This window comes from Aeromonas sp. R5-3 (genome assembly GCF_040908225.1).
Lineage (GTDB): Bacteria > Pseudomonadota > Gammaproteobacteria > Enterobacterales > Aeromonadaceae > Aeromonas > Aeromonas dhakensis.
The window spans coordinates 301,477-322,828 of record NZ_JBFODH010000021.1 but is presented as its reverse complement, the minus strand read 5'-3'; the positions used below and the strand labels follow the sequence as shown (position 1 = coordinate 322,828).

At 62.6% G+C, this 21,352-nt stretch carries 16 protein-coding genes; 8 read left to right on the top strand and 8 right to left on the bottom strand.

The genetic code is table 11. The annotated features are described in order from the left end of the window. The first annotated feature begins 173 nt into the window (after positions 1-173). The gene (locus tag AB5Y95_RS13365) at positions 174-2,282 is read left to right on the top strand and encodes an alpha-amylase (protein ID WP_368161333.1); all 2,109 of its coding nucleotides are present in this window, start codon (positions 174-176) and stop codon (positions 2,280-2,282) included. Between the two features lie 106 nt (positions 2,283-2,388). On the opposite strand, the gene AB5Y95_RS13360 is transcribed toward AB5Y95_RS13365, so the two are convergent. Then, entirely contained in the window at positions 2,389-3,015 is a 627-nt protein-coding gene (locus AB5Y95_RS13360; RefSeq protein ID WP_005303384.1) for a glutathione S-transferase, read from the bottom strand. A gap of 158 nt (positions 3,016-3,173) precedes the next feature. On the opposite strand from AB5Y95_RS13360, the gene AB5Y95_RS13355 reads away from it, so the two are divergent. The 4 genes from AB5Y95_RS13355 (at position 3,174) to AB5Y95_RS13340 (ending at position 6,696) form a co-directional block, all read left to right on the top strand. Continuing rightward, a complete protein-coding gene (locus AB5Y95_RS13355) occupies positions 3,174-3,818 on the top strand; it encodes a response regulator transcription factor (RefSeq protein WP_019839067.1) in 645 nt (214 codons plus the stop codon). Between the two features lie 88 nt (positions 3,819-3,906). After that, positions 3,907-4,488, top strand: a complete 582-nt coding sequence (locus AB5Y95_RS13350; RefSeq protein ID WP_017787811.1) for a TetR/AcrR family transcriptional regulator — start codon at positions 3,907-3,909, stop codon at positions 4,486-4,488. A gap of 71 nt (positions 4,489-4,559) precedes the next feature. After that, positions 4,560-5,429 (top strand): alpha/beta hydrolase, encoded by an 870-nt coding sequence (locus AB5Y95_RS13345; RefSeq protein WP_368161330.1) that lies wholly within the window; start codon positions 4,560-4,562, stop codon positions 5,427-5,429. Positions 5,430-5,550: 121 nt separating this feature from the next. Further along, positions 5,551-6,696, top strand: coding sequence for a patatin-like phospholipase family protein (locus AB5Y95_RS13340; RefSeq protein WP_005303393.1), 1,146 nt, complete (start codon positions 5,551-5,553; stop codon positions 6,694-6,696). Positions 6,697-6,762: 66 nt separating this feature from the next. Here the strand turns inward: AB5Y95_RS13340 and AB5Y95_RS13335 are convergent, their stop codons facing one another. Next, positions 6,763-8,715: a cation:proton antiporter gene (locus tag AB5Y95_RS13335; protein WP_368161327.1), complete on the bottom strand. Its 1,953-nt coding sequence runs from the start codon at positions 8,713-8,715 to the stop codon at positions 6,763-6,765. Between the two features lie 100 nt (positions 8,716-8,815). Here AB5Y95_RS13335 and AB5Y95_RS13330 point away from each other — a divergent pair, with 100 nt between their 5' ends. Further along, positions 8,816-9,736 (top strand): GGDEF domain-containing protein, encoded by a 921-nt coding sequence (locus AB5Y95_RS13330; protein ID WP_095593212.1) that lies wholly within the window; start codon positions 8,816-8,818, stop codon positions 9,734-9,736. A 66-nt stretch (positions 9,737-9,802) separates the two neighbouring features. Here AB5Y95_RS13330 and tilS read toward each other — a convergent pair whose 3' ends face one another. Next, a complete protein-coding gene (tilS, locus tag AB5Y95_RS13325) occupies positions 9,803-11,143 on the bottom strand; it encodes a tRNA lysidine(34) synthetase TilS (RefSeq protein ID WP_368161325.1) in 1,341 nt (446 codons plus the stop codon). A 126-nt stretch (positions 11,144-11,269) separates the two neighbouring features. Between tilS and AB5Y95_RS13320 the strand changes: the two genes are divergently transcribed. Both AB5Y95_RS13320 and AB5Y95_RS13315 read left to right on the top strand, forming a co-directional pair. Continuing rightward, positions 11,270-13,300 carry a M13 family metallopeptidase gene (locus AB5Y95_RS13320; RefSeq protein WP_211028915.1) on the top strand — a complete coding sequence of 677 codons (2,031 nt, stop codon included), beginning with the start codon at positions 11,270-11,272 and terminating at the stop codon, positions 13,298-13,300. Positions 13,301-13,411: 111 nt separating this feature from the next. Continuing rightward, complete coding sequence (locus AB5Y95_RS13315) at positions 13,412-13,849, top strand: PliI family lysozyme inhibitor of I-type lysozyme (protein WP_211028913.1); 438 nt, start codon at positions 13,412-13,414, stop codon at positions 13,847-13,849. 938 nt (positions 13,850-14,787) lie between these two features. Here the strand turns inward: AB5Y95_RS13315 and AB5Y95_RS13310 are convergent. From AB5Y95_RS13310 to AB5Y95_RS13290, 5 genes are all read right to left on the bottom strand, one after another. After that, positions 14,788-15,660 carry a Dam family site-specific DNA-(adenine-N6)-methyltransferase gene (locus AB5Y95_RS13310; protein ID WP_017765003.1) on the bottom strand — a complete coding sequence of 291 codons (873 nt, stop codon included), beginning with the start codon at positions 15,658-15,660 and terminating at the stop codon, positions 14,788-14,790. Positions 15,661-15,730: 70 nt separating this feature from the next. Next, positions 15,731-17,338, bottom strand: a complete 1,608-nt coding sequence (locus tag AB5Y95_RS13305; RefSeq protein WP_368161323.1) for an SPOR domain-containing protein — start codon at positions 17,336-17,338, stop codon at positions 15,731-15,733. Next, positions 17,328-18,410 carry a 3-dehydroquinate synthase gene (gene aroB / locus AB5Y95_RS13300; protein ID WP_017778955.1) on the bottom strand — a complete coding sequence of 361 codons (1,083 nt, stop codon included), beginning with the start codon at positions 18,408-18,410 and terminating at the stop codon, positions 17,328-17,330. The genes AB5Y95_RS13305 and aroB overlap by 11 nt, the downstream gene beginning before the upstream one ends. Before the next feature lie 14 nt (positions 18,411-18,424). Further along, entirely contained in the window at positions 18,425-18,943 is a 519-nt protein-coding gene (gene aroK / locus AB5Y95_RS13295; RefSeq protein ID WP_005298388.1) for a shikimate kinase AroK, read from the bottom strand. Positions 18,944-19,134: 191 nt separating this feature from the next. Beyond that, the gene (locus AB5Y95_RS13290; RefSeq protein ID WP_368161321.1) at positions 19,135-21,336 is read right to left on the bottom strand and encodes a type IV pilus secretin PilQ; all 2,202 of its coding nucleotides are present in this window, start codon (positions 21,334-21,336) and stop codon (positions 19,135-19,137) included. Between the last annotated feature and the right edge of the window lie 16 nt (positions 21,337-21,352).

Here is a 21,352-nt window from a genome sequence, read left to right as displayed (position 1 = left end):
GGCTTTTTTTATGGGCGCGACACCCCGCTCACACTTTTCCACTCTTGAAAACGTAACCATTTGAACTGATGTCACAAATCGGCGGTTTGCCTGTCCAAGCGCGCCCTCATGCCTCCTAGAATGAGCCCCATTGACGGCAATCTGGTCCGCTTAACCCCAGCAAGGAATGGCTTATGCGTCGCACCCCCTCGGTTTCTTCCCTCTGGCTCGCCCTGCTGGCCTGCCCCCTCTTCCTCCATCAGGCCATGGCCGCCGAGGTGCGCCTCTACGTGGATGACCAGCCGGTCGGCGCGCCGCTGACGCTGGACAAGGGGGCGGTGCAGCTGACCCATCCGCTCACCAAGGGGAGCCACCAGATCCGCATCAGCGACGCGGGCAACAGCTGCGGCACCAGCTTCGGTCCGAGCGAGGCCAAACCGCTCCCCTTCGGCACCGCCCAGCCCATGGACAAGTGCAGCAAGGGGCAGCACTTCAACCTGCGGGTGATGCTGGCGGGGGATTATGAGTTCACCTTCAACCCGGATACCCCCAGCCTCAAGGTGCTGCGAGCCACCAGGAAGAGCGAGTTCAAACGCCAGCCGCCAGCGGAGCCCTGCATCAGCTGGGATGGCGGCCCGGTCACGGTATCCCTGAAAGGGGTCTGGCCCGACGGCACCCAACTGCGGGACGCCTACTCCGGCCAGCAAGGGGTGGTCAAGGGTGGCAAGCTGACCCTGACGCCCAGTAAAGAGAGCGGCGGCCTGCTGCTGCTCGAGCCGGTCAAGGCGGCCACTGCGGCCCCCTTCAGCTGGGATCAGGCGAGCGTCTATTTCCTGCTGACCGACCGCTTCAACAACGGCGATCCCGCCAACGACCACAGCTTCGGGCGCCAAAAGGACGGGCAGGATGAGGTGGCCACCTGGCATGGCGGCGACTTCAAGGGGCTGACCGCCAAGCTCGATTACATCAAGCAGCTTGGCATCAACGCCATCTGGATCACCCCCATGGTGGAGCAGGTGCACGGCTTCATCGGCGGTGGCGAGCAGGGCAACTTCCCCTTCTACGCCTACCACGGCTACTGGGCGCTCGACTTCACCAAAATCGATCCCAACTACGGCGACGAGGATAGCCTGAAGACCCTGGTGGACGAGGCGCACCAGCGCGGCATGCGCATCATCCTCGACGTGGTGATGAACCACGCCGGCTACGCCACCCTCGCCGACCTGCAAGATCTGGGGCTCACCGATCTGGCCCAAAACACAGCCAAACTACCGACCACCTGGAACCAGTGGCGCCCGAGCGGCGGTCTCAGCTGGCATGGCTACAACCAGTTCATCGATTACCAGTCGCCGAAATGGGACCAGTGGTGGAGCGGTGACTGGGTGCGGGCCGGCCTGCCCGGCTACCCGCAGCCCGGCACAGATGATGTCACCGGCTCGGTGGCGGGGCTGCCGGACTTTCTGACCGAATCCACCAAGCCGGTGGGGCTGCCGCCGCTGCTGGCGGCCAAACAGGACTCCAGGGCCAAGCCACTGCCCAACGCTACCGTGAGCGACTATCTGATTGCCTGGCACACCGACTGGGTGCGCCGCTTCGGCATCGACGGCTTTCGAGCCGACACCGTCAAACACCTGGAGCCCGAGGTGTGGGCCCGCCTCAAGCAGGCTGGCACCGATGCCCTCAAGGAGTGGAAAGCCGCCAACCCGACCAAAAAGCTCGACGACCTGCCCTTCTACATGGTGGGAGAGGTGTGGGATCACGGGGTGGCCAAGGATTTCTGGTATCAAAACGGCTTCGATTCGCTGATCAACTTCGACTATCAGCGCGAGTTCGCCCTGCCCCAGGCCCAGTGCCTGGCCAGCGCCGAGCCTACCTATGCCGGCTACGCCAGCCGCATCAATCAGGATCCCGAGTTCAACGTGCTGAGCTACATCAGCTCCCACGACACCAAGCTGTTCTTCGGTGACTATCAGGACGTGCCGTTGCAGCGCCGGGTCGCCAGCAGCTTCATGCTGCTGCCGGGCGGCATCCAGATCTACTACGGCGATGAGTCCGGCCGCGGGCTCGCCAAGGATGGCGGCGTGTTCGATCAAGGCTTGCGCTCGGACATGAACTGGCAGGAGCTGGCCAGTGGCGAGAAGGCCGAGCTGGTCAAGCACTGGCAGCGGCTCGGCCAGTTCCGCGCCGCCCACCCGGCGGTGGCGGCGGGCAGTCACAAGAAACTGGCCGACAGCCCCTATGCCTTCGTGCGGGAGAAGGGGGATGACAAGGTGGTGGTGGTGTTCGCCGGCCGCCAGCCGTAATCCGGCCCAAGGAACCAAACCCAAACAGAGAGGGGAGCCAGTGGCTCCCCTCTCTGTTTACACCAGCCGTTCAGACAAGCTGTTTACAGCGGTTGTGCCCGCGGGTTCACTGCAGCTGACGAGCGGCCGCCGGCCACTGCAGACGCGCCTTGACCAGGGTCTGCTGCCACAGCGGCCAGGCCAGCAGCGCTTGCTGATAGGCGCCCGCCTGGCCGGGCAGCTGGATGCCATAGCTCGCCAGCCGGTAGGCCATCACCGCATAGAAGGCATCGAGGATCCCCGCCTCGCCAAAATAGAAGGGGCCCCGCGCCTGGGACCAGATGGTCTGCAGCCGGGCCAGCTCGCCGATGGCCTCCACCGGCGGTTCGCTGCGGGTCGGGGCGCCGAGGAAGAAGGGCAGCAGGGTACGAATTTGGCGAAAACCGGCGTGCAGCTCGGCGCAGAGGCTGCGGGCCAGCGCCCGCTCGGCCTGTGATGCGGGATAGAGCTGGCGATCGGGGCAGAGCTCGTGGATATATTCGGCGATGGCCAGCGAGTCGTGCACCCGCACACCGTCGTGATCGAGCCAGGGCACCAGGCCGGCGGGGGCCAGCCGCTTGAGCCGCTGCAGATCCTTGGCATCTTCCAGATCGAACACCTGCTCCTGCCACTCCAGCCCGCTCATGGCCAGCACCAGCGCCGCCCGCATTGCCCAGGTGGAGCCAGTGCCCACCGTCAATACCAGAGATCCCATCTATTGCCTCCTGCATGGGTTGTTCATGACCATCCCATCTGCCCCAATGGCACGACATCCGACGGTCGCTTCACATTTGCGCGCCGGCAGGTTTGACCCTCTCCGGGAGCGGTGCTAGTTTGATTTTCCAAAACAATCAGTTAGCAACAATGTGAGCAATGGACAGCCAATTTACCATCGTCATCGCAGATGACCACCCCCTGTTTCGGGGCGCCCTCTATCAAGCGGTGCACATGGCCATCGACGATGCCCAGCTGCTGGAAGCGGACTCCATCGACAGCCTGGCCCACCTGCTGGGGGAACACCCGGAAGTCGACCTGCTGCTGCTCGATCTCAAGATGCCGGGGGCCAACGGCTTCTCCGGTCTCGCCCACCTGCGCGGCCAGTATCCCGACCTGCCCATCGTGGTGGTGTCGGCTTCGGAAGAGCCTGCCATCATCCAGCAGGTGCTGCGGCTCGGCGCGCTCGGCTTCATCCCCAAGTCGGCGCCGATGAAGGAGCTGGTCAACGCCCTCAATACGGTGATCGGGGGTGACAACTGGGTGCCGGCCGGCATTTCGCTCCACCCCGAGCCTTGTGAGGGCGCCGATTTTGCCAGCAAGCTGGCCAGCCTCACCCCCCAGCAGTACAAGGTGCTGGTGATGCTGCGCGACGGCAGCCTCAACAAGCAGATCGCCTGGGAGCTCAACGTCTCCGAGGCCACCATCAAGGCCCACATCACCGCCATCTTCAGAAAACTCGGCGTCAAGAACCGCACCCAGGCGGTTATCGCCCTGCAGCAGATGGATATCAAGGAGAGCTGAACCCTCCCAGCAAGCCTGCACATCATCTGCCGCTCGACAAATAGCACGGTCGTACTTTATGCTGCCCCGGTCAATGAAGGAGAGTGCGATGAGCAAGGGCCGGCTGACCCGCGACAACATTTTGCAGACTGCGTTCGAGCAGGCGAGCCAGCAGGGGCTGGAGAGCCTCACCATCGGCTCCCTTGCCAGCGCCTGCGAGATGTCGAAAAGCGGCCTGTTTGCCCACTTCCAGTCCCGCGACAACCTGCAGATCGCCGTGCTGGAGTACGCCGCCGAGGTGTTCCGGGAGCGGGTGATCCAGCCGGTGCGCCAGCAACAGCACGGCAGCCAGCGAGAGAAGCTGATTGCCCTGCTGCAGGCCTGGCTGGCCTGGAACCAGTGCTTCGCCGGCCGCTGCATGTTCCTCGACGCCTGGACCTCGGCCCAGGAGGGGGAGGTGCAGCAGGCCGCCCGCCAACTGGTGCGCTTCTGGCTCGACTACCTGGCCCGCCAGGTGGTGCAGGGACAGAGCGAGGGCGAGTGGCGCAGCGACATGGATCCCTGGCGCGCCGTCTATCGCCTCTATGGCCTCTATCTGGCGGATCAGGTGTTCAATGCCCTCGATCTGTGTCAGGATCCAGCCCGCCACTTCTGGCCCGAAGTGGAGACGCTGCTGGATGGCTGGCGCTGATGGATTGACCTCTCTTTTTTAAAACCGACAAAAAAGCACGACCGTTCGCACATAAAAACCACAGGATGACCATGAGCAGCAAGATCTACTTCAACACCCGCCGCTTCAGCCCTAGCAAATGGCTGCTCGGCCTTGGCACCCGTTTGCATCACACCCTGGCCCCCGCTCATGCCAAGCGTACCGCCAGCAAGCTGCTGCTCACCCCCCAGCGCAACCAACGGGATGACACGGCGCCGGCCGGACTGGTCAAACAGGCCGTGCACACCAGCGAAGGCACCCTGATGAGCTACCGGCTCGGCCGAGGGCCGGTCTGGCTGCTGATGCACGGCTGGTCAGGCAGCGCCGGTCAGTTCTACCCGCTGATGAGCCACATCGCCGCCCAGGGCTTCATGGCCATTGCCTACGATCACCCGGCGCACGGCCACAGCGCCGGCCATACCGGCCACCTGCCCCGCTTCGTGCGCGCCTTCGACGAACTGGTGGAAAAGATGGCGGCGGAGTGTGGCCCGTTGCAGGGCGTCATCGCCCACAGCATGGGGGGCGCCGTCACCCTCTCCAGCCGTCGACGCGAGCTGGATGCCCTGCCGCTGCTGCTCATCTCGCCGGTGCTCGACTACGTGCCCCAGCTCTACGGCATGGTGGCGCGCTCCGGCTACTCCATCCGGCTGTTCGATGCGGTGGTCAAGGAGATTGAGCAGGAGTACCAGCACCCCTTGAGCACGGTCGACCCGCTGGGGCGGCTCGCTGGCCGCAGCGGGCCTGCCATCATAGTGCACGACGAGGAGGATCGCTTCGCTCCGCACGGCGATTCCCTGCGCGCCACTCAGGATGGTCGCACCCGGCTGGTGAGCACCCGCGGCCTCGGCCACGGCCGCATCCTCGCCAGTGCCCCGGCCTTCGCCGCCTTCGATCAGCTGAGCGCCGCCCAGAGCAACCACTGAACAGCCTCAAAAAGGGCCTGCAAAAAATGGTTGGCAGGCCTGTTTTTATATTTGATACAGCGTCTTATAGTTAAATTGCTCGGTGGCAACACCCCCAGTGGCATGCATAAGGCGCAGTATCATGGCCAGACCCAACACAGCTCTTCTGTTGACCGGTGGTGGTGCCCGCGCCGCCTATCAGGTCGGCGCCCTCAAGGCGATCGCCGAGTTCTATCCCCGCAATCTCGGCATTCCGTTTCCCATCCTGTGCGGTACCTCGGCTGGCGCCATCAATGTCACCGCACTGGCCTGCTACGCCTCCTGCTTTCATCTGGGAGTACGCAAGCTGGAGTGGGTCTGGCGCCGTTTCGAGACCCACCACATCTTCGACTTTCACCCGGGACGCCTGTTGTGGCGACTGATGTATGAGGGCTCGGCGGGGCTCGTCAATCCCCATACCAACCACGCCTTTCACCTGTTCGACAACGCGCCGCTGCGCCGCCTGCTGGATCAGCTCATCGACTATCACCGCATCGACGACAACATCCTCTACGGCAGCCTGGAGGCGCTGGCCATCACCGCCTCCGACTACGACGATGGCCTCTCCACCACCTTCTTTCAGGGGCGAGCGGAACACCTGCCGTGGGAGCGGGCCAGACGGCGCGGGCTGCGCACCCTGCTCACCTCGGATCACCTGCTCGCCTCCTCGGCGCTGCCGTTTGTCTTTCCGGCCACCCACATCGGCGAGAAATTCTACGGCGACGGCTCCATCCATCAGCTGAGCCCGCTCAGCCCCGCCATCCACCTGGGGGCGGAGCGGATCCTGCTGATCACCCTGGATCCGCCGGCGCACACGGCGCCCACCTTCCACCATGGCCACCTGACCAGCTCCAACATCGCCAGCCACCTGCTGGACACCGTCTTCACCGATACCCTCAACTCGGATCTGGAGCGGCTGTGGCGCATCAACCAGACCCTGGATCTCATCCCGGAGCGGGAGCGCAACCGGTTGAAACTCAAACGGGTGGAGACCTGCGTGCTCAAACCAAGCCAGGATCTCGACCTGCTGGCGCTGGCCTATCTGCGCAAGCTGCCGGTGCATCTGCGCCGCCTGCTGCGGGTACTGGGGGTGACGGGGGACGAGACCAGCAGCCTGGCCAGTTTCCTGATGTTCTATCCCGGCTACTGCCAGCAGCTGATCAAGCTGGGCTACCTGGATACCCTGAACGAGCGCCAGCGGGTCGAACAGTTTCTGGGGATAGAGGAGGCGGTACGGGCCGAGGCCTGAGCCGGGGCATTCAAGGGAGGCGGGGACGGCATTGGCAGCAGGCCAGGTGCAACATGGGCTTAGGGATCAACGCCCCTCCAGCAGGCGCTGCTCCGCCTGCTCCACCGCCACCGCATTGCCGAACAGCACCAGCTTATCCCCCGTCGCCAGCACCAGTTCGGGTCTGGGCTCCAGCCGCTGTGTGCCCCGCTGCACCTCCCTGATCCGCACTGCATCCAGCCCCAGCGCCTGCACGCTGCGTCCCACTGCCCAGGCCTGCTCGTGCAGCAGCACGGGGTGCAGCCGCTCGAGCAGTTGATCCGTCTCCAGGTTGCCGGCGCTTTGATCTCCCCAATAGAAGCCGTGCAGGAAGCGATACTGGTTGCTGCGCTCGTGCTCCATGCGCCGGATCACCCGGCCAATGGGGATGTCGCAGTTGAGCAGCAGGTGGGAAACCAGCATCAGGGCCCCCTCCTGGGATTCGGGGATCACCTCGAAGGCCCCCGCCCGCTTGAACGCCTCCAGGAAGCTGTCATCGCGGGTGCGCACCAGCACCTTCACCTCCCCCGCCAGCTCCCTGATGAGCGCCAGCATGGCCTCCACCCGCTTGGGATCGTCAAAGGTGATGATCACCAGCCGGGCCCGCAGCAGGCCTGCGGCCAGCAGGATGTCGCGCCGGCTGGCATCGCCGAATGCCACCTGTTCCCCCGCCGACTTGGCCTCGCTCACCCGCTCTGGGTCGAGATCCAGCGCCAGGAAGGGGATCTCCTCCTGCTTGAGAAAGCGGGCGCAGGTCTGGCCGGCCCGGCCAAAGCCCGCGATGATCACGTGCTGGCTCTTGCTCAGGCCCGACTGGGCCACTTCGGAGCGGGTGAGCAGGGCCGGATCGGTGAGGGAGCGGGCCAGCTGGTGAGCCTGTTGCACCAGCCAGGGGGTCATGGCGATGGAGGTGACCCCGATACCGATGAGCAAAGAGACCAGCCGATGATCGAGCAGACCGTGGTGATTGGCCAGTGCCAGCAGCACGAAGCCGAACTCCCCCACCTGGCTCAGCATGATCCCCGCCGCCATGGCGTCGCGCTTGCGCTCCCCCATCAGCCGGCCGGCCAGCAGCACCAGCAGGGACTTGAACAGGATGAGGGCCGGTACGCTCAGCGTCACCAGCCACCAGTCCAGCGCCACCCGCTGCCAGTCCATGGTCATGCCGATGGTGATGAAGAAGAGCCCCATCAGCACGTCTCGAAACGGCCGGATGTCCACCTCCAGCTGGTGACGGTAGTGGGATTCCCCCAGCATCATGCCCGCCAGAAAGGCTCCCAACGCCATGGAGAGCCCCATCCACTGGGTGAGCGAGGCGGCCAGCAGCGCCACCAGCAGGGTGCTCAGCACGAACAGTTCGTCGGAGCGAGCCCGCGCCACCTCGTGAAACAGTAGAGGCAGCAGCCACTTGCCCACCGCCAGCAGGCTCAGCAAGGCAAACAGCCCCTTGAGGGTGGCCCAGGCGATCTCCGCCAGCAGGGCGCTGCCCTGGATCTCCGGCCGGGCCAGAATGGGGATCATCACCAACAACGGCACCACCGCCAGATCCTGAAACAGCAGCACGCTCACCCCGAGCTGGGCACGGCGGGTATGCAGCTGCTTCTGATCCCCCAGCTGCTTGATCACCACGGCGGTGGAGGAGAGCGCCAGAGTGCCCGACACCACCAGCGCCTGAGGCAAGCTCAGGCCCCACCACCAGGCGATGGCAAAAAACAGCAGGGAGGTGAGCAGCACCTGCAGGCCGCCCACCCCGATCACCAGCCGGCGCATGGCGATGAGCCGGGGCAGCGAGAACTCCAGCCCCAGCGAAAACATCAGAAAGACGATACCGAGCTCGGCGATGGTCTGCATGATCGACTGGCCGGTGATCACAGCCGCGCCATGAGGGCCGAGCACGACCCCGGCGAGCAGGTAGGCGAGGATCACCGGCTGGCCCAGGCGCCGGAAAATCGCCACCAGCAGGACGGCGGCAAGCAGCAGGATCAATACGTCTGCGTACAATATTTCCTCCTTTTTTATCTACTTAAGCCTAGCCAGCCGCCCTTGTTCGCATCGAACATATTTTGGGCACAGGTATTGCAAGTAAGCAGCAGGAAGTAGGTTGTTTGAGGGCTGTACCGTGGAAAACACATCATCATTGAGCGGTTTGGGACATGGCATCGAGCAGTGGGTTCGCCAGATGGAGCGGCTCACGCCGCTGGCAAGCCAGGATCGCAACCAGCTGCTCGAGCAGTTGCTGGTGCAGACGGATCTGGGCAGCCTGCTGGCAACTTTTGCCGATCGTGCGGCAAGAATTGTCCGGATCCACAGCCTGCACTTCGACTGCGGCCAACCGCATACCCTGATCCAGCATCCACCCCAGGCCAGCCTGACCCTACACAGCTACCCGTTCGAGCTGCGCGGCCAGCATGGCCAGCTGCTGGGCCAGCTGCACTACACCCTCGAACACGCCCTGAGCGGCAGTCAGCAACGGGTGCTGCAGCAGTATCATCAGCTGCTCAGCCTGCCGCTGCCCCTTTATCTGCGCCTGTCACAGCTGGAGCTGCAGGTGCGGCTCGATCACCTGACCGGACTCGGCAACCGCTCCTACTTCGACGAGGCCATCGGCCGCGCGGTGGAGCAGCACAGCCGGGAGTCCCACGGCCTGGTGCTGGTGCTGCTGGATCTCGACCGCTTCAAGCAGATCAACGACACCTGGGGTCACCCGGTGGGCGATCTGGTGCTGAGCCGCTTCGCCCAGCTGCTGACCCACTGCATCCGCAGCACGGATCAGGCGTTTCGCCTCGGCGGCGATGAGTTCGCCCTGCTGCTGCAACCCGCCGAGCCCGAGGCCTGGCGCCCGGTCTGGCTGCGTCTGCAGCACATGTTGCTGACTCACAAGGAGCTCAGCACCTTCTCGGTCGGCTGCAGCCTGGGGGCCGCCAGCTGGCAGTCCGGGGTGGACGTGCACAGCCTGTACGAAGCGGCCGATGCCCACCTCTACGCCCGCAAGAAGGCGGGCAAGGCCGGCCTGCTGGACTGAAGCGGCAAGCCGCTGAATACGACAAGGCCGGCATATGCCGGCCTTGTCCGTTTGCTGCAGAGAGGATTACAGCGGGGGCTGACAGGCTGCCGCCGGCAGCCAGTGCCAGGCCAGGCCAGGCTCCTGCGTCATAAATCCGTCACAGAGGAACAGCTCGCCCACCGCCACCACCTGTTCTCCGTAATAGAGGATGGGAATGCGGCCGCGCTGCCAGGAGGGCACCCCATACTCCTGCAGCAGCTTCTTGAGGCGCCGGCTGCCGCCGCGCCCCACCGGCTTGAGCATGCTGCCGGCGGCCACCCCGAAGCGTACCGACAACGGCTCGTCCACCCCTGGCAGCCGCAGCCCTTCGCCCTCCGTCCGCGAGATCAGTCGCACCTCGCCGAGCCCGTCCGGCAGGATCAGCGTCTCCCCCACCCTCAACGCCAGCTGCTCGTGACGAGGTTGCAACCCGGGTCGCACCAGGTGAAGCCGGCCCTGAAAGCGGCGGCAGCTCTGCTCCCCCCAGTTGAGCTGGGGATTGGCGTCTTCCCGCGCCAGCGCCACCTCCTGCCAGAGCAGGCCGAGCTGCTCGCGAGAGGGCATCTCGCCTCCCTGGCGGCGGATCCAGTAACGCAGCAGGTTGTTGCGCCGGGTGCCTGACAGGGCCTGCAGCGGTGTGATCTGCAGCGCCTCTCCTGCCGCCGCCAGCCGCCAGTCGGCCTCGGCCAGCTCCTCCAGCAGCGCCTCCTGTTCGGCGCACAGGGCCATGCTGCGCGCCGCCGTCTGGGCCATGGCGGGCCAGCGGGCCTTGAGCTGGGGAATGAGCAGCTGGCGCAGGAAGTTGCGGTCATAACTCACATCCTGGTTGCTCTCATCCTCCACCCAGCCATAGGGGAGGCTGGCCGCCGCCTCGGCCAGCTCGGCCCGGCTCACCTCGAGCAGCGGGCGCAGCAGCAGGCCGCCAGCAAAGGGCTGGCTCGGCACCATGCCCGCCAGCCCGCGCAGACCGGCGCCGCGCTTGAGCGCCAGCAGCAGGGTCTCCAGCTGATCATCCTGATGGTGGGCGGTGAGCAGCCACTCCCCCTCCCCCAGCTGAGCGGCGAGGGCCTGATAGCGGGCCTCCCGCGCCTGCGCCTCCAGGCTGTCGCCGCTGCCCCGCTGCAACTGCACCCGCTCGACCAGCAGCGGCACCGCCAGTTGCTGACACACCCCTTCGCAGTGGTCCACCCACTCGTCGGCATGTGGGCTCAGGCCGTGATGGACGTGCAGGGCGCGCAGGGCAAGGCCGTGGGCGTGAGCGAAGCGGGCCGCCAGCACCAGCAGCACGGTGGAGTCGAGCCCGCCGCTGAAGGCCACCAGCAGGCCGCGGGAACCTTCGGGCGCAGGCAGAGTCTGACAAAAGCGAGAATAAATACGAGAAATCATAGGCTTCCCCAATACGACCAGGCCGATCTTAGCAGAGTCGGGCTTATCAAGCGCTAACCCGACTGCTAGAGTGAATCGCTCCCTGCGTGGGCAAGGAAGCCGTATAACCCGAATTGGAATCAAAAAATGAACAATAAGAAAAGCATACTGGCCGGCCTCATCGGGCTGGCCCTGCTGGCAGGCTGCAGTCAGGCGCCGGATACCAGCAACAAGCACTCAGGCCTCGCGCTGGCCAACATGGACACCAGCGTCAAACCCGGCGATGACTTCTTCCGCTACGTGAACGGCCACTGGCTGACCACCGCCAAGATCCCGGACGACAGGCCCGCCGACGGCGCCTTCTACCTGCTGCGGGACAAGTCCCTGGCGGACGTGCGGGTGCTGGTGGAAGGGCTGGATGGCAAGGCTGCCGCCGGCACCCAGGCCCAGCAGATCCGCGATCTCTACCACAGCTATCTGGATCAGACGACCAGGGATGCCAAAGGTACTGCTCCCCTGCTGCCGATGCTGAGCGAGATCGAGCAGATCAAGAGCAGCCAGGATCTGGCCCGCGCCTTCGCCCAGAGCGGTCGCAACGGCGGCGGCGCCCCCTTCGGCTTCTGGATAGACGCCGACGCCAAGGCCCCGGACAGCTATGCCGTCTACCTCTACCAGGCCGGCCTCAGCCTGCCGGATCGGGACTACTACCTCAAGACGGATGCCGCCAGCCAGGCGCTGCTCAAGAAATACGAGCAGCACATCGCCACCATGCTGGGTCGCTTCGGCGAGCCGGATGCCGCCGCCAAGGCCAAGCGGGTGCTGGCCCTCGAGAGCAAACTCGCCAAGATCCAGTGGGACAACGTCAACCTGCGGGATCGAGAGAAGAACTACAACAAGGGGCCCCAGAGCGAGCTCAAACGCCTCGCCCCCGCCATCGACTGGGACGCCTACCTGAGCCAGGCCGGCCTCGCCGGCCAGCAGAGCCTGGTCATCGGCCAACCGACCTATCTCGCGGCCCTCAACGAGGTGATGAAGCAGACCCCGATCGGCGACTGGCAGGCCTACCTCAAGTGGCAGCTCATCACCGATTACGCCCCCTACCTCGACAGCCAGACCGATGCCCAGAACTTCGCCTTCTTCGGCACCACCCTGAGCGGCACGCCCAAGCAGCGCGCCCCCTGGGAGCGGGCGCTCGGCGTGCTGGACGATCATCTGGGTGAGGCTGTCGGCAAGCTCTACGTGGAGCGCTACTTCCCGCCCCAGGCCAAGGCCCGCATGGAGCAGCTGGTGGAGAACCTGCGCACCGCCTACGGCCAGAGCATCGAGGAGCTGGACTGGATGTCGCCAGCCACCAAGGCCCAGGCCAAAGAGAAACTCGCCAAGTTCCGCCCCAAGATCGGCTACCCGGACAAGTGGAAGGATTACAGCGCCATCGCGATCCGCGCCGACGATCTGGTGGGCAACCTGCAGCGCGCCCGCGCCTTCGAATACGCCGACAACCTGGCGCGCCTCGGCAAGCCGGTGGACAGAGACGAGTGGCACATGTCACCGCAGACGGTGAACGCCTACTACAACCCGAGCAACAACGAGATCGTCTTCCCGGCCGCCATCCTGCAGCCCCCCTTCTTCGACATGCAAGCGGATGATGCGGTCAACTACGGCGCCATCGGCGGGGTGATCGGTCACGAGATGGGCCACGGTTTTGATGATCAGGGGGCCAAATCCGACGGTGACGGCGTGATGCGCGACTGGTGGACGCCAACCGATCTCAAGGAGTTTCGCTTCCGCACCAGCCGACTGGTGGCCCAGTACAACCGCTTCGAACCCATCGCGGGGCAGTTCGTCAACGGCCAGTTCACCCTGGGGGAGAACATCGGCGATCTGGGCGGCCTCACCATCGCCCACAAGGCCTACCTGCTGTCGCTGGATGGCAAGGAGGCCCCGGTGCTGGACGGCTTCACCGGCGAGCAGCGCTTCTTCCTCGGCTGGGCTCAGGTATGGAAAGGCATGTATCGCCCCGAGCTGATGCAGATGCTGCTCGCCTCGGATCCCCACTCGCCGCCCGAGTACCGGGTCAACGGCGTGGTGCCGAACATCCCCGCCTTCTACGAGGCGTTCAACATCCAGCCGGGTGACAAGCTCTATCTGGACCCGGCCAAACGGGTCAAGATCTGGTAATGACGGCCCCGCTGAGGGGCGGATGACGCGAACCGGCGGGGACTGCCAGGCCGGTTCGCACAGTGACACAGGTGGCGGGCAACCGCCGCCGCAGTAACAAGGGTCAAACCGATGAAAGCCTTGCTCATGACACTCGGCCTGCTCACCCTGCCCCTCGCCAGCCAGGCGGCGAACGGGTTCTTCAAACAGCTGACGCTCCCCTCAGGCCAGGTAGTGACCGTCAGCGAAGGGCGCGGCGAACCGGCCTCCACCGGCAGCTACGACGTACGCCTCTACTCTGGCGCCAACCCCCAGTTCCCGCTGGATCAGTTCATCGACGGCAAGGTGCTGCCGCGCGATGGCAGCATCAAGGAGCTCAAGCTGCTGGATCTCAATGGCGACAAGCAGCCCGAGCTCATCGTCGTGGTCGAGAGTGCCGGCAGCGGCAGCTATCTGAGCGCCGACGCCTTCACCCTCAACCCACAGGAGGGGGTGGAAAACTTCAATCACGTGGAGGGGCTGGCCCCCAATGACGATGTGATTGAGGCGCTCAAGACCCCCCGCGACTGACATCCCCATCACCACGCCCCGCCCAGCGGGGCGTTTTTCTTGGTACAGTCCTAATCACGTGTTGGAAAAACAACTTTAAGGCAGATCATAACCGCGGGGAGCTTCTTCAATGATGCCTAGACCTTTTGATACCTATTCCCCCTCTTCCTTTTCCTGCAATTCATAAGTTTAGGTGGTAAAGTCACCATCCTGACCTCTGGTACCCAATGACAAGATTACGTCGCTCATCCACTGTCGAATTCAAGCTGAAAGCCGTATCCATGGTTTCCAAGTACTCGATCAGAAAAATTCAGTCCCCAGGCCAGCCTTTCAGCAATACCAATGAAACCTCACTGCGCCGCAGGATCAACAACCTCAATCCAAATAAAGAAATACCCCGCCAGCAATGCGTGACCTCTGAGTCACAGCACCAGGGTGCTTGAAACCAGCGCCAATCGACTTGAACCCGAAAAGGGGATAATGGAAGCAGTGAAAACTGTGCATTGCCTTGTTATAAGCCCGTCTGGGCTAGCTCAGTAGATGGTGTTAGGTTAATGTCCGGTACCGACTTTCAACCAGGTATGGTCCTGTCCTCTGTCCCTGCATCAATTAAAAATTTGGGCCTTCTGACTCATCCGCATCGATCACTGAGTGAGTTTTTGATTCGCTGTTCGGGTGTATGTCAGGCGCAACTGTGAGCCTTTCGGCGCACAGAGAGAGCCATGACTCCAATCTTGCTGATCGTGTTTATGCAACCACACCAAAACGGCCAAGCTTCCCTGAATGTCATAACAGGTTTGAGCCTGTCAGTGGGTCCACTCACTTTTTCAATCTGATCGACCAGTTATCACGCTGTGTTCGCTTCGCACCTTGTCCCATCGAAGTCGGAGATAAGTGTGCTTACCATATTTTCAAACCGAAATACTGGAATATAAACGGCACCCAAGGTGCCGTCTGTCTCAGCCGAGTGGCGCCAGTTCAGCGTCGCTCGGGTAGTAGCCCTGCTCCGGCTCGATGCCGGGCGGATAGAGCGCCAGCAACTCGGCTACCTTGTTGCGGGTGCCACCGTTGCGGCTGATGGTGCGTTTGACCAGGATCTCGTCGAGACGGGCGCCGCGATAGAGTTCGCGGGTCAGCTCGATGTCGTGGTTGCTGATGAGCACGGGCACCCCTTTGCGGGCCGCGGTGTGGCGGGCCAGCCTGGCCAGCACGGCCTGATCGTCCAGGGTAAAGCCGCCGGCCGAATAGGTGGTGAAGCTCGCTGTGGTGGAGAGCGGCGCATAGGGCGGATCGCAATAGATGACCCAATCCTCTTCGGCGCGCTGGATGGCGTCGGCATAACTTTCACAGATGAAGGTCGCCTTCTGCGCCTTCTCGGCGAAGGCCCACAGCTCTTTTTCCGGGAAATAGGGTTTCTTGTAGGAACCGAACGGGACGTTGAAGCCCCCTTTCTTGTTGTAACGGCACAGGCCGTTGAAACCGTGCCGATTCAGAAACAGGAACAGCAGAGCACGCTCGAAACTGGTATCGGCCTGATTGAACTGGGTACGCAGCCGGTAGTAGGCGGCCTTGTGGTTGTGCTCGGCCACGAACAGCTTGCGCGCCTCGGCGATGAAGCTGTCCGGCGTCTGCTTGAGGTGGTTGTAAAGCCCGATCAGATCCGGATTGATGTCGTTGAGCACATAGGCGTCGTAGTCGGTGTTGAGAAACACGGACCCGGCCCCGACGAAGGGCTCCAGCAACACACGCCCGGCCGGCAAACGCTCGGCAATCTCTTCAACCAGGGAGTATTTTCCCCCGGCCCATTTTAAAAAAGCGCGTGTTTTTTTCATGGAAATCCGGTGTTAAGAAGGCATCGACCAAAAAAGGGGGACGATTCTACCCCCTTCCCGGCCAAAATGGCTATTGCTTCAACTCTTTTTGTACCTGCGCAAACGACTTAGGCCAGGGTTGACCCTTCAGCAAGGCGGGCGACAGCTTGCGAATGGCGGCCTTGGCCTGGTTGCTGCTGGCGTAGTGCCCCTGCAGCACCACGTACCAGGGGCTGCCGCGGAACTGGGTCTGATAGACCCAGATCTTGCCGGCGAGGCCATTCTCGGCCACGAACTTGTCGACCGCCTTGGTGTTGCTCGCCCCCATCAGCTGGATGCTGTAGTGGCTGCGCGGCTTCTTGTTCAGGGTGGCGGCGGGAGTCAGCGCCACTTTGGGCGCCGGAGTCGCCAGCGGCTCGGCGGCAGCCGGTTTGACCACCGGCTTGCTGGTAGCCTGCGCTGACTGAGCCTTGGCGGCTGTTACTGGCTGGGCAGCCTGGGCGGTGGCATTGGGTGTGGCCGCCTGCTTGGCAGGCGCATCCTGGGTGGCTGCCGCCCGGGAATCGGCACCGGTCAACTCATCCACCACCGCCGTGGGCAGGGCCCCACTGACGTTGGGCTGCTTCATCAGCTTCTCGACCACCTCGTCGGAGATCACCACCCGGCGCCCCTCGTAGTTGGTCGATTCGGTGGTAACCGTGTCGCTCTCCACCGCCTTGGGCAAGGCCTTGGCATCGGGCTGCCAGTCGCGTACCACACCACCCTGATTGGTGGCGGCACCATCATTGTTCACACTCTGATTGCCGTTCTGGCTACTGTTGCTGCCGCCGACGGTGAGCGGATCGCCACCCGACACGGGGATCGGCAGCGCCGTGCTCTGGGCGGGTTCAGACACGGCCCCTTTGTCGTCACTGCTGAACAGGGCCGGCAGCAGATAACTCAGGGCCAGCAGGCCGCCGGCAACCAGTGCCAGCAGGGTCGCAATCTTCTTGACGGGCAACTCGGCCTGACGTTTCTTGGGCCTTCTGTCGGTCATGATATCCTCCAGTAACTGCATGATGGTGGACGGATGTCCATTCGCCACTTTCAGGATCTCTTCCACTTTCGGCTTGGGCAAGAGGGCTGTCGGGATCTTGAGCTCTTTGGCCTTCTCATACAAGAAGATACGTTGTTCGGGGGCGCTCAGTGGCGCGACTTCCAGCTCCAGTGCCGGCATGGCACGCCCTTTGAGCAACGCCTTCTGGGTGCGACACCAGACGTCATTGCCGGACACCATGATCGCCAGCTGATGGGGCACAGCCAGGGTGTCGTTGTGGCGGCACAGGCTCCACAGCTCGCCAACCAGTTCGGCAGGCAGCTCGTCTGCCCGTTCGATCAGCAGCAGCAATGTGGCCGGTTTGCCCTCCAGCATGCGAAAGAAGCTGTCTGCCAGCGCATCCTGTGGATTGAACAGCGGGCGGGCCACCACCTGGGGCAGCAACAGCTGACGCACGTCCACCATCTTCATGGCCGGACTGCCGATCAGGCTGGCGACGCGGACTTTTTCAGGCAGACGATCGAGCATGTCCTGGCACAAGGTGCCGCGACCACTACCGGGTTTGCCGGAAAGAAAAATGAAAGGATGATTGAATTCAATCAGATGCAGCAGCCGGTCAACCAGCTGCCGCTGGGAAGGAAGCTTCAGCAGTTTATTTGTCACGACCAGACTCGATCACCGCCAGCAGTTCAGCATCGGAGACATCGGCCACCACCTGGGCATGACCGATGCCAACCGGCAGCACCAGACGCAGTTTGCCTTCCAGTACCTTCTTGTCGCGACGCATGTGGCGAATGAAGGCGGCAAAATCCATCTCGGGCGGTGCCTGTACCGGCAGATTGGCTGCCAGCAGCAGCGCCCGGATACGGGCTACGTCCTGCTCGGTCACATCGCCACGGGCCTGTGCGGTCCAGGCAGCCAGCATGGTGCCTGCCGCGACGGCTTCGCCGTGCAGCCAGTTGCCGTAGCCCTTTTCGGCTTCGATGGCATGGCCGAAGGTATGGCCCAGATTGAGCAGGGCACGCACGCCATGCTCGGTCTCGTCCTGACCGACCACATCGGCCTTGATTTCACAGCAGCGGCGGATGGCATAGGCCAGCGCGGCCGGCTCCTGCGCCTGCAGACGGGACATGTTGGCTTCGAGCCAGCAGAAGAATTCGACATCCCAGATGATGCCGTACTTGATCACCTCGGCCATGCCGGCGGCGAATTCACGGGCAGGCAGGGTCTGAAGGCACTCGGTGTCGATGACCACGTGCCTGGGCTGATAGAAGGCCCCGATCATGTTCTTGCCGAGAGGATGGTTGACGGCGGTCTTGCCGCCGACGGAGGAGTCAACCTGGGAGAGCAGTGTGGTAGGCACTTGAATGAAAGGAATGCCACGCTGGTAGCTTGCCGCAGCAAAGCCGACCACGTCGCCTATCACACCGCCCCCCAGGGCGATCAGAGTGGTATCACGGCCATGGTTGGTTTCCAGCAGAGCGGACATGATCCGCTCGAAGGTTGCCAGGTTCTTGTAGGCCTCGCCATCCGGCAAGATCAGGTGTTCAACCTGATAACCGGACAGCAGCTGGGTAATGCGCTCAAGATACAAGGGGGCGACAACGGTGTTGGTCACTATCATGACCCGCTTGCCCTTGATGGTTTGCGTCAGCACCTCTGCATGCTGCAACAGACCTGCCGCTATCTCGATGGGATAGCTGCGTTCACCCAGTTCGACCTTCAACCTTTCCATGGACGTCCTCTTGATTACATGCCGATCAACTTGACGATTTGATTGGCAACAACTTTTGCGCTCTGGTCATCAGTCTGGATGACAAAGTCAGCCACTTCTTCGTACAGGGCGTTGCGCTCTTGCGCCAGACGCTCGAGTACCTCGCGCGGCGGCTCTTCGGTTTGCAGCAGCGGGCGACGTTTGTCACGTTGCGTCCGGGCCAGCTGCTTCTCAATGGTGGTCTCGAGGTACACCACGATGCCGCGAGCAGAGAGCTTGTTGCGTGTTTCACGGCTCTTGATGGCACCGCCACCCGTTGCCAGCACGATACCCTGCTGTTCGGAAAGGTCACCAATGACCTTCTCTTCGCGGATCCGGAAACCCTCTTCGCCTTCAACATCGAACACCCAGCCGATATCGGCACCACTGCGGCGCTCAATCTCATGATCTGAGTCGAAAAACTCCATATGCAGTTGTTCTGCCAGATGTCTACCTATGGTGCTCTTGCCCGCACCCATGGGACCTATCAGGAAAATATTGCGTTTCTCAGCCATGTCTTTTCGTTAGTAATTACAAACTGTACGACCCCGACAAACTCTCGATCGGGGTACCTATGAACCTTATCTTGCGATGGATCAGGAGGGGGATTATCTCAATAGAAATCAGGACTGGCAACCGCAGCCCTTACGCCCCAGCCTCATTGGGGCGTAAGGTTATATGTGTTTTACCTTCACATGTAAAGTCTTCAGAAAGTCTCGGTGACTATCTTCGGTGTCACGAAAATCAGCAGCTCCCGCTTTTTGTTCGCGCTGGTCGTCTTGCGAAACAGCACCCCCAGACCCGGGATATCACCCAGCAAGGGGACCTTGGTCACATCGTTGGTAATGGTCTGCTGATAGATACCGCCCAGCACCAGCGTCTCGCCATTGTTGACCAGCACCTGGGTGGTGATCGACTGGGCGTTGATGGAGACGGCATCGCCGGTACCGGTAGGTACGGTTTCACCCTTGGTGTCCTGGGTCACGGTCAGATCCAGGATCACCCTGTTGTCGGGGGTGATCTGCGGTGTCACCTTGAGGCTCAGCACAGCTTTCTTGAAGGTGACCGAGGTAGCCCCGCTGGAGGAGGATTCCACATAGGGTATTTCGGTCCCCTGTTCGATCAGCGCCGGCTTCTGGTTGGCCGTGGTCACCCGGGGACTGGCGATGATCTCGGCCTTGCTCTCCTTCTCCAGTGCCGACAACTCGAGATCCAGCAAGGTACCGTTCGCCAGCCGCGCCACCTGGAAGGCCAGGGTACCGGCGGCGTTGGTCACCGGCAGATTGACGTTCAACCGATCGTCCACCCCGGGACGGGTAATGGTCGAGCCACCGTTGTTGTTGCCAGAACCATCATTACCCTCGATGGAGCCCGAGGTACTGTTGCCGTGACCATCGTTCTTGGTCACCCCCCAGCGTACCCCGAGTGCCTCGTCGAAGCCGTCGTCTATGGTCACCATGCGCGCTTCGATCACCACCTGCTTGACCGGGATATCCAGAATATCCAGCATGCGCTTAATGTTGCTGATGACGTCGGCGGTGTCCTTGACTACCAGCACGTTGGTCCGCTCATCCACGCTCACCGCCCCCTTGGCAGAGAGCAGCTTGGTGCTTTCAGACGAAAGCAGCGCCGCCACCTCGGATGCCTTGGCATAGTTGATCTGCAGGTATTCGGTGTAGAGCGGAGCCAGATCGGCGACCTGATTGCGACTCTCCAGCTGCTGTTTCTCGCGGGCGGCAATCTCTTCCGCCGGTGCAACCAGCAGAATGTTGTTGTCCAGCCGCTTGTCGAGTCCACGCACCTTCAAGATGATGTCGAGGGCCTGCTCCCAGGGCACCCCATCCAGCCGCAGAGTGATGTTGCCCGACACCGAGTCCGTGGTCACCAGGTTGAGATTGTTGAAGTCCGCGATGAGCTGCAACACGGTTCTGACCGGAATATCCTGGAAATTGAGGGAGATGGGTTTGCCCTGATACTGCTTCCCGGCACTCGCTGCGGTGCGCTTTTTCACCTCGACGATGAACATCTTGTCTGCCTGGTCGTAGCGATAATCAAACTGACCGTTGACCGACAGCTCGAACAGGGTGTCATTGCCCTGGCGAAACACCTCAACCTGAGAAACAGGGGTGGCAAAATCCTGCACATTGATCAGATTGAGCAGGTCGTCCGGAACCCGGGTGCCGTGAAACTTGGCCAGCACAGTCTGACCGCGGCTGCTGACGTCCACGGCGGCAGAGCTGTTATCCAGCGTCACCAGAAATTCCCCCTGTCCGTCCTTGCCACGTCGAAAATCCACGCCTTTGACGGAGTTGAAGTAAGCGCCACTGGCCGAAGTTTGCGGGGTTGGCAACACAGGTTTGCTGGCAACCGGCGCCGCCACCGGGGCACTCTGGCGGGCAAGCTGCTGGCTGTTGATTAATGCCGACGAGGTTGCCGGCTGGGTATTGATAAGGGCGGACGAATTCGGCTGGGGAGCCACCATCCCGGAGGAAGAGGTCGTGGTTGGCAGCGGCATGGCCGCCTTGTCCCCCAACGCAACTAACAGCTTGTTGCCCTGCTGGTGCACCTGATAGGGAGTCAGTTGTTCGAGCGCAATCTTGATATCGAGACCCGCCCCCTTGCCCTCTACCTTGATGTTATCCACCCCCTGCTGCTTGATGGGCAGGGGATTCACGTTGAGTGCCCCCACCGCCCCCGGCACATGCAGCAGCAACTGGTTGGGTTCATAGGATAGCCGATCGGTAAACCCGCTGACCGGTTCACTGAAACTCAGCTCCAGCAGCAGTTGATCGGCCATCAGCGGATTGACTTTGACCTCCTGCAGGGTGGCCACCGCCCAGGCCTGGCCCCATGCACCGACGCAAAACAGCAGGGCCACTCTGGTTGCCTTACCTATTGTTGTTCTCATCGCAGTTCATCCCTGA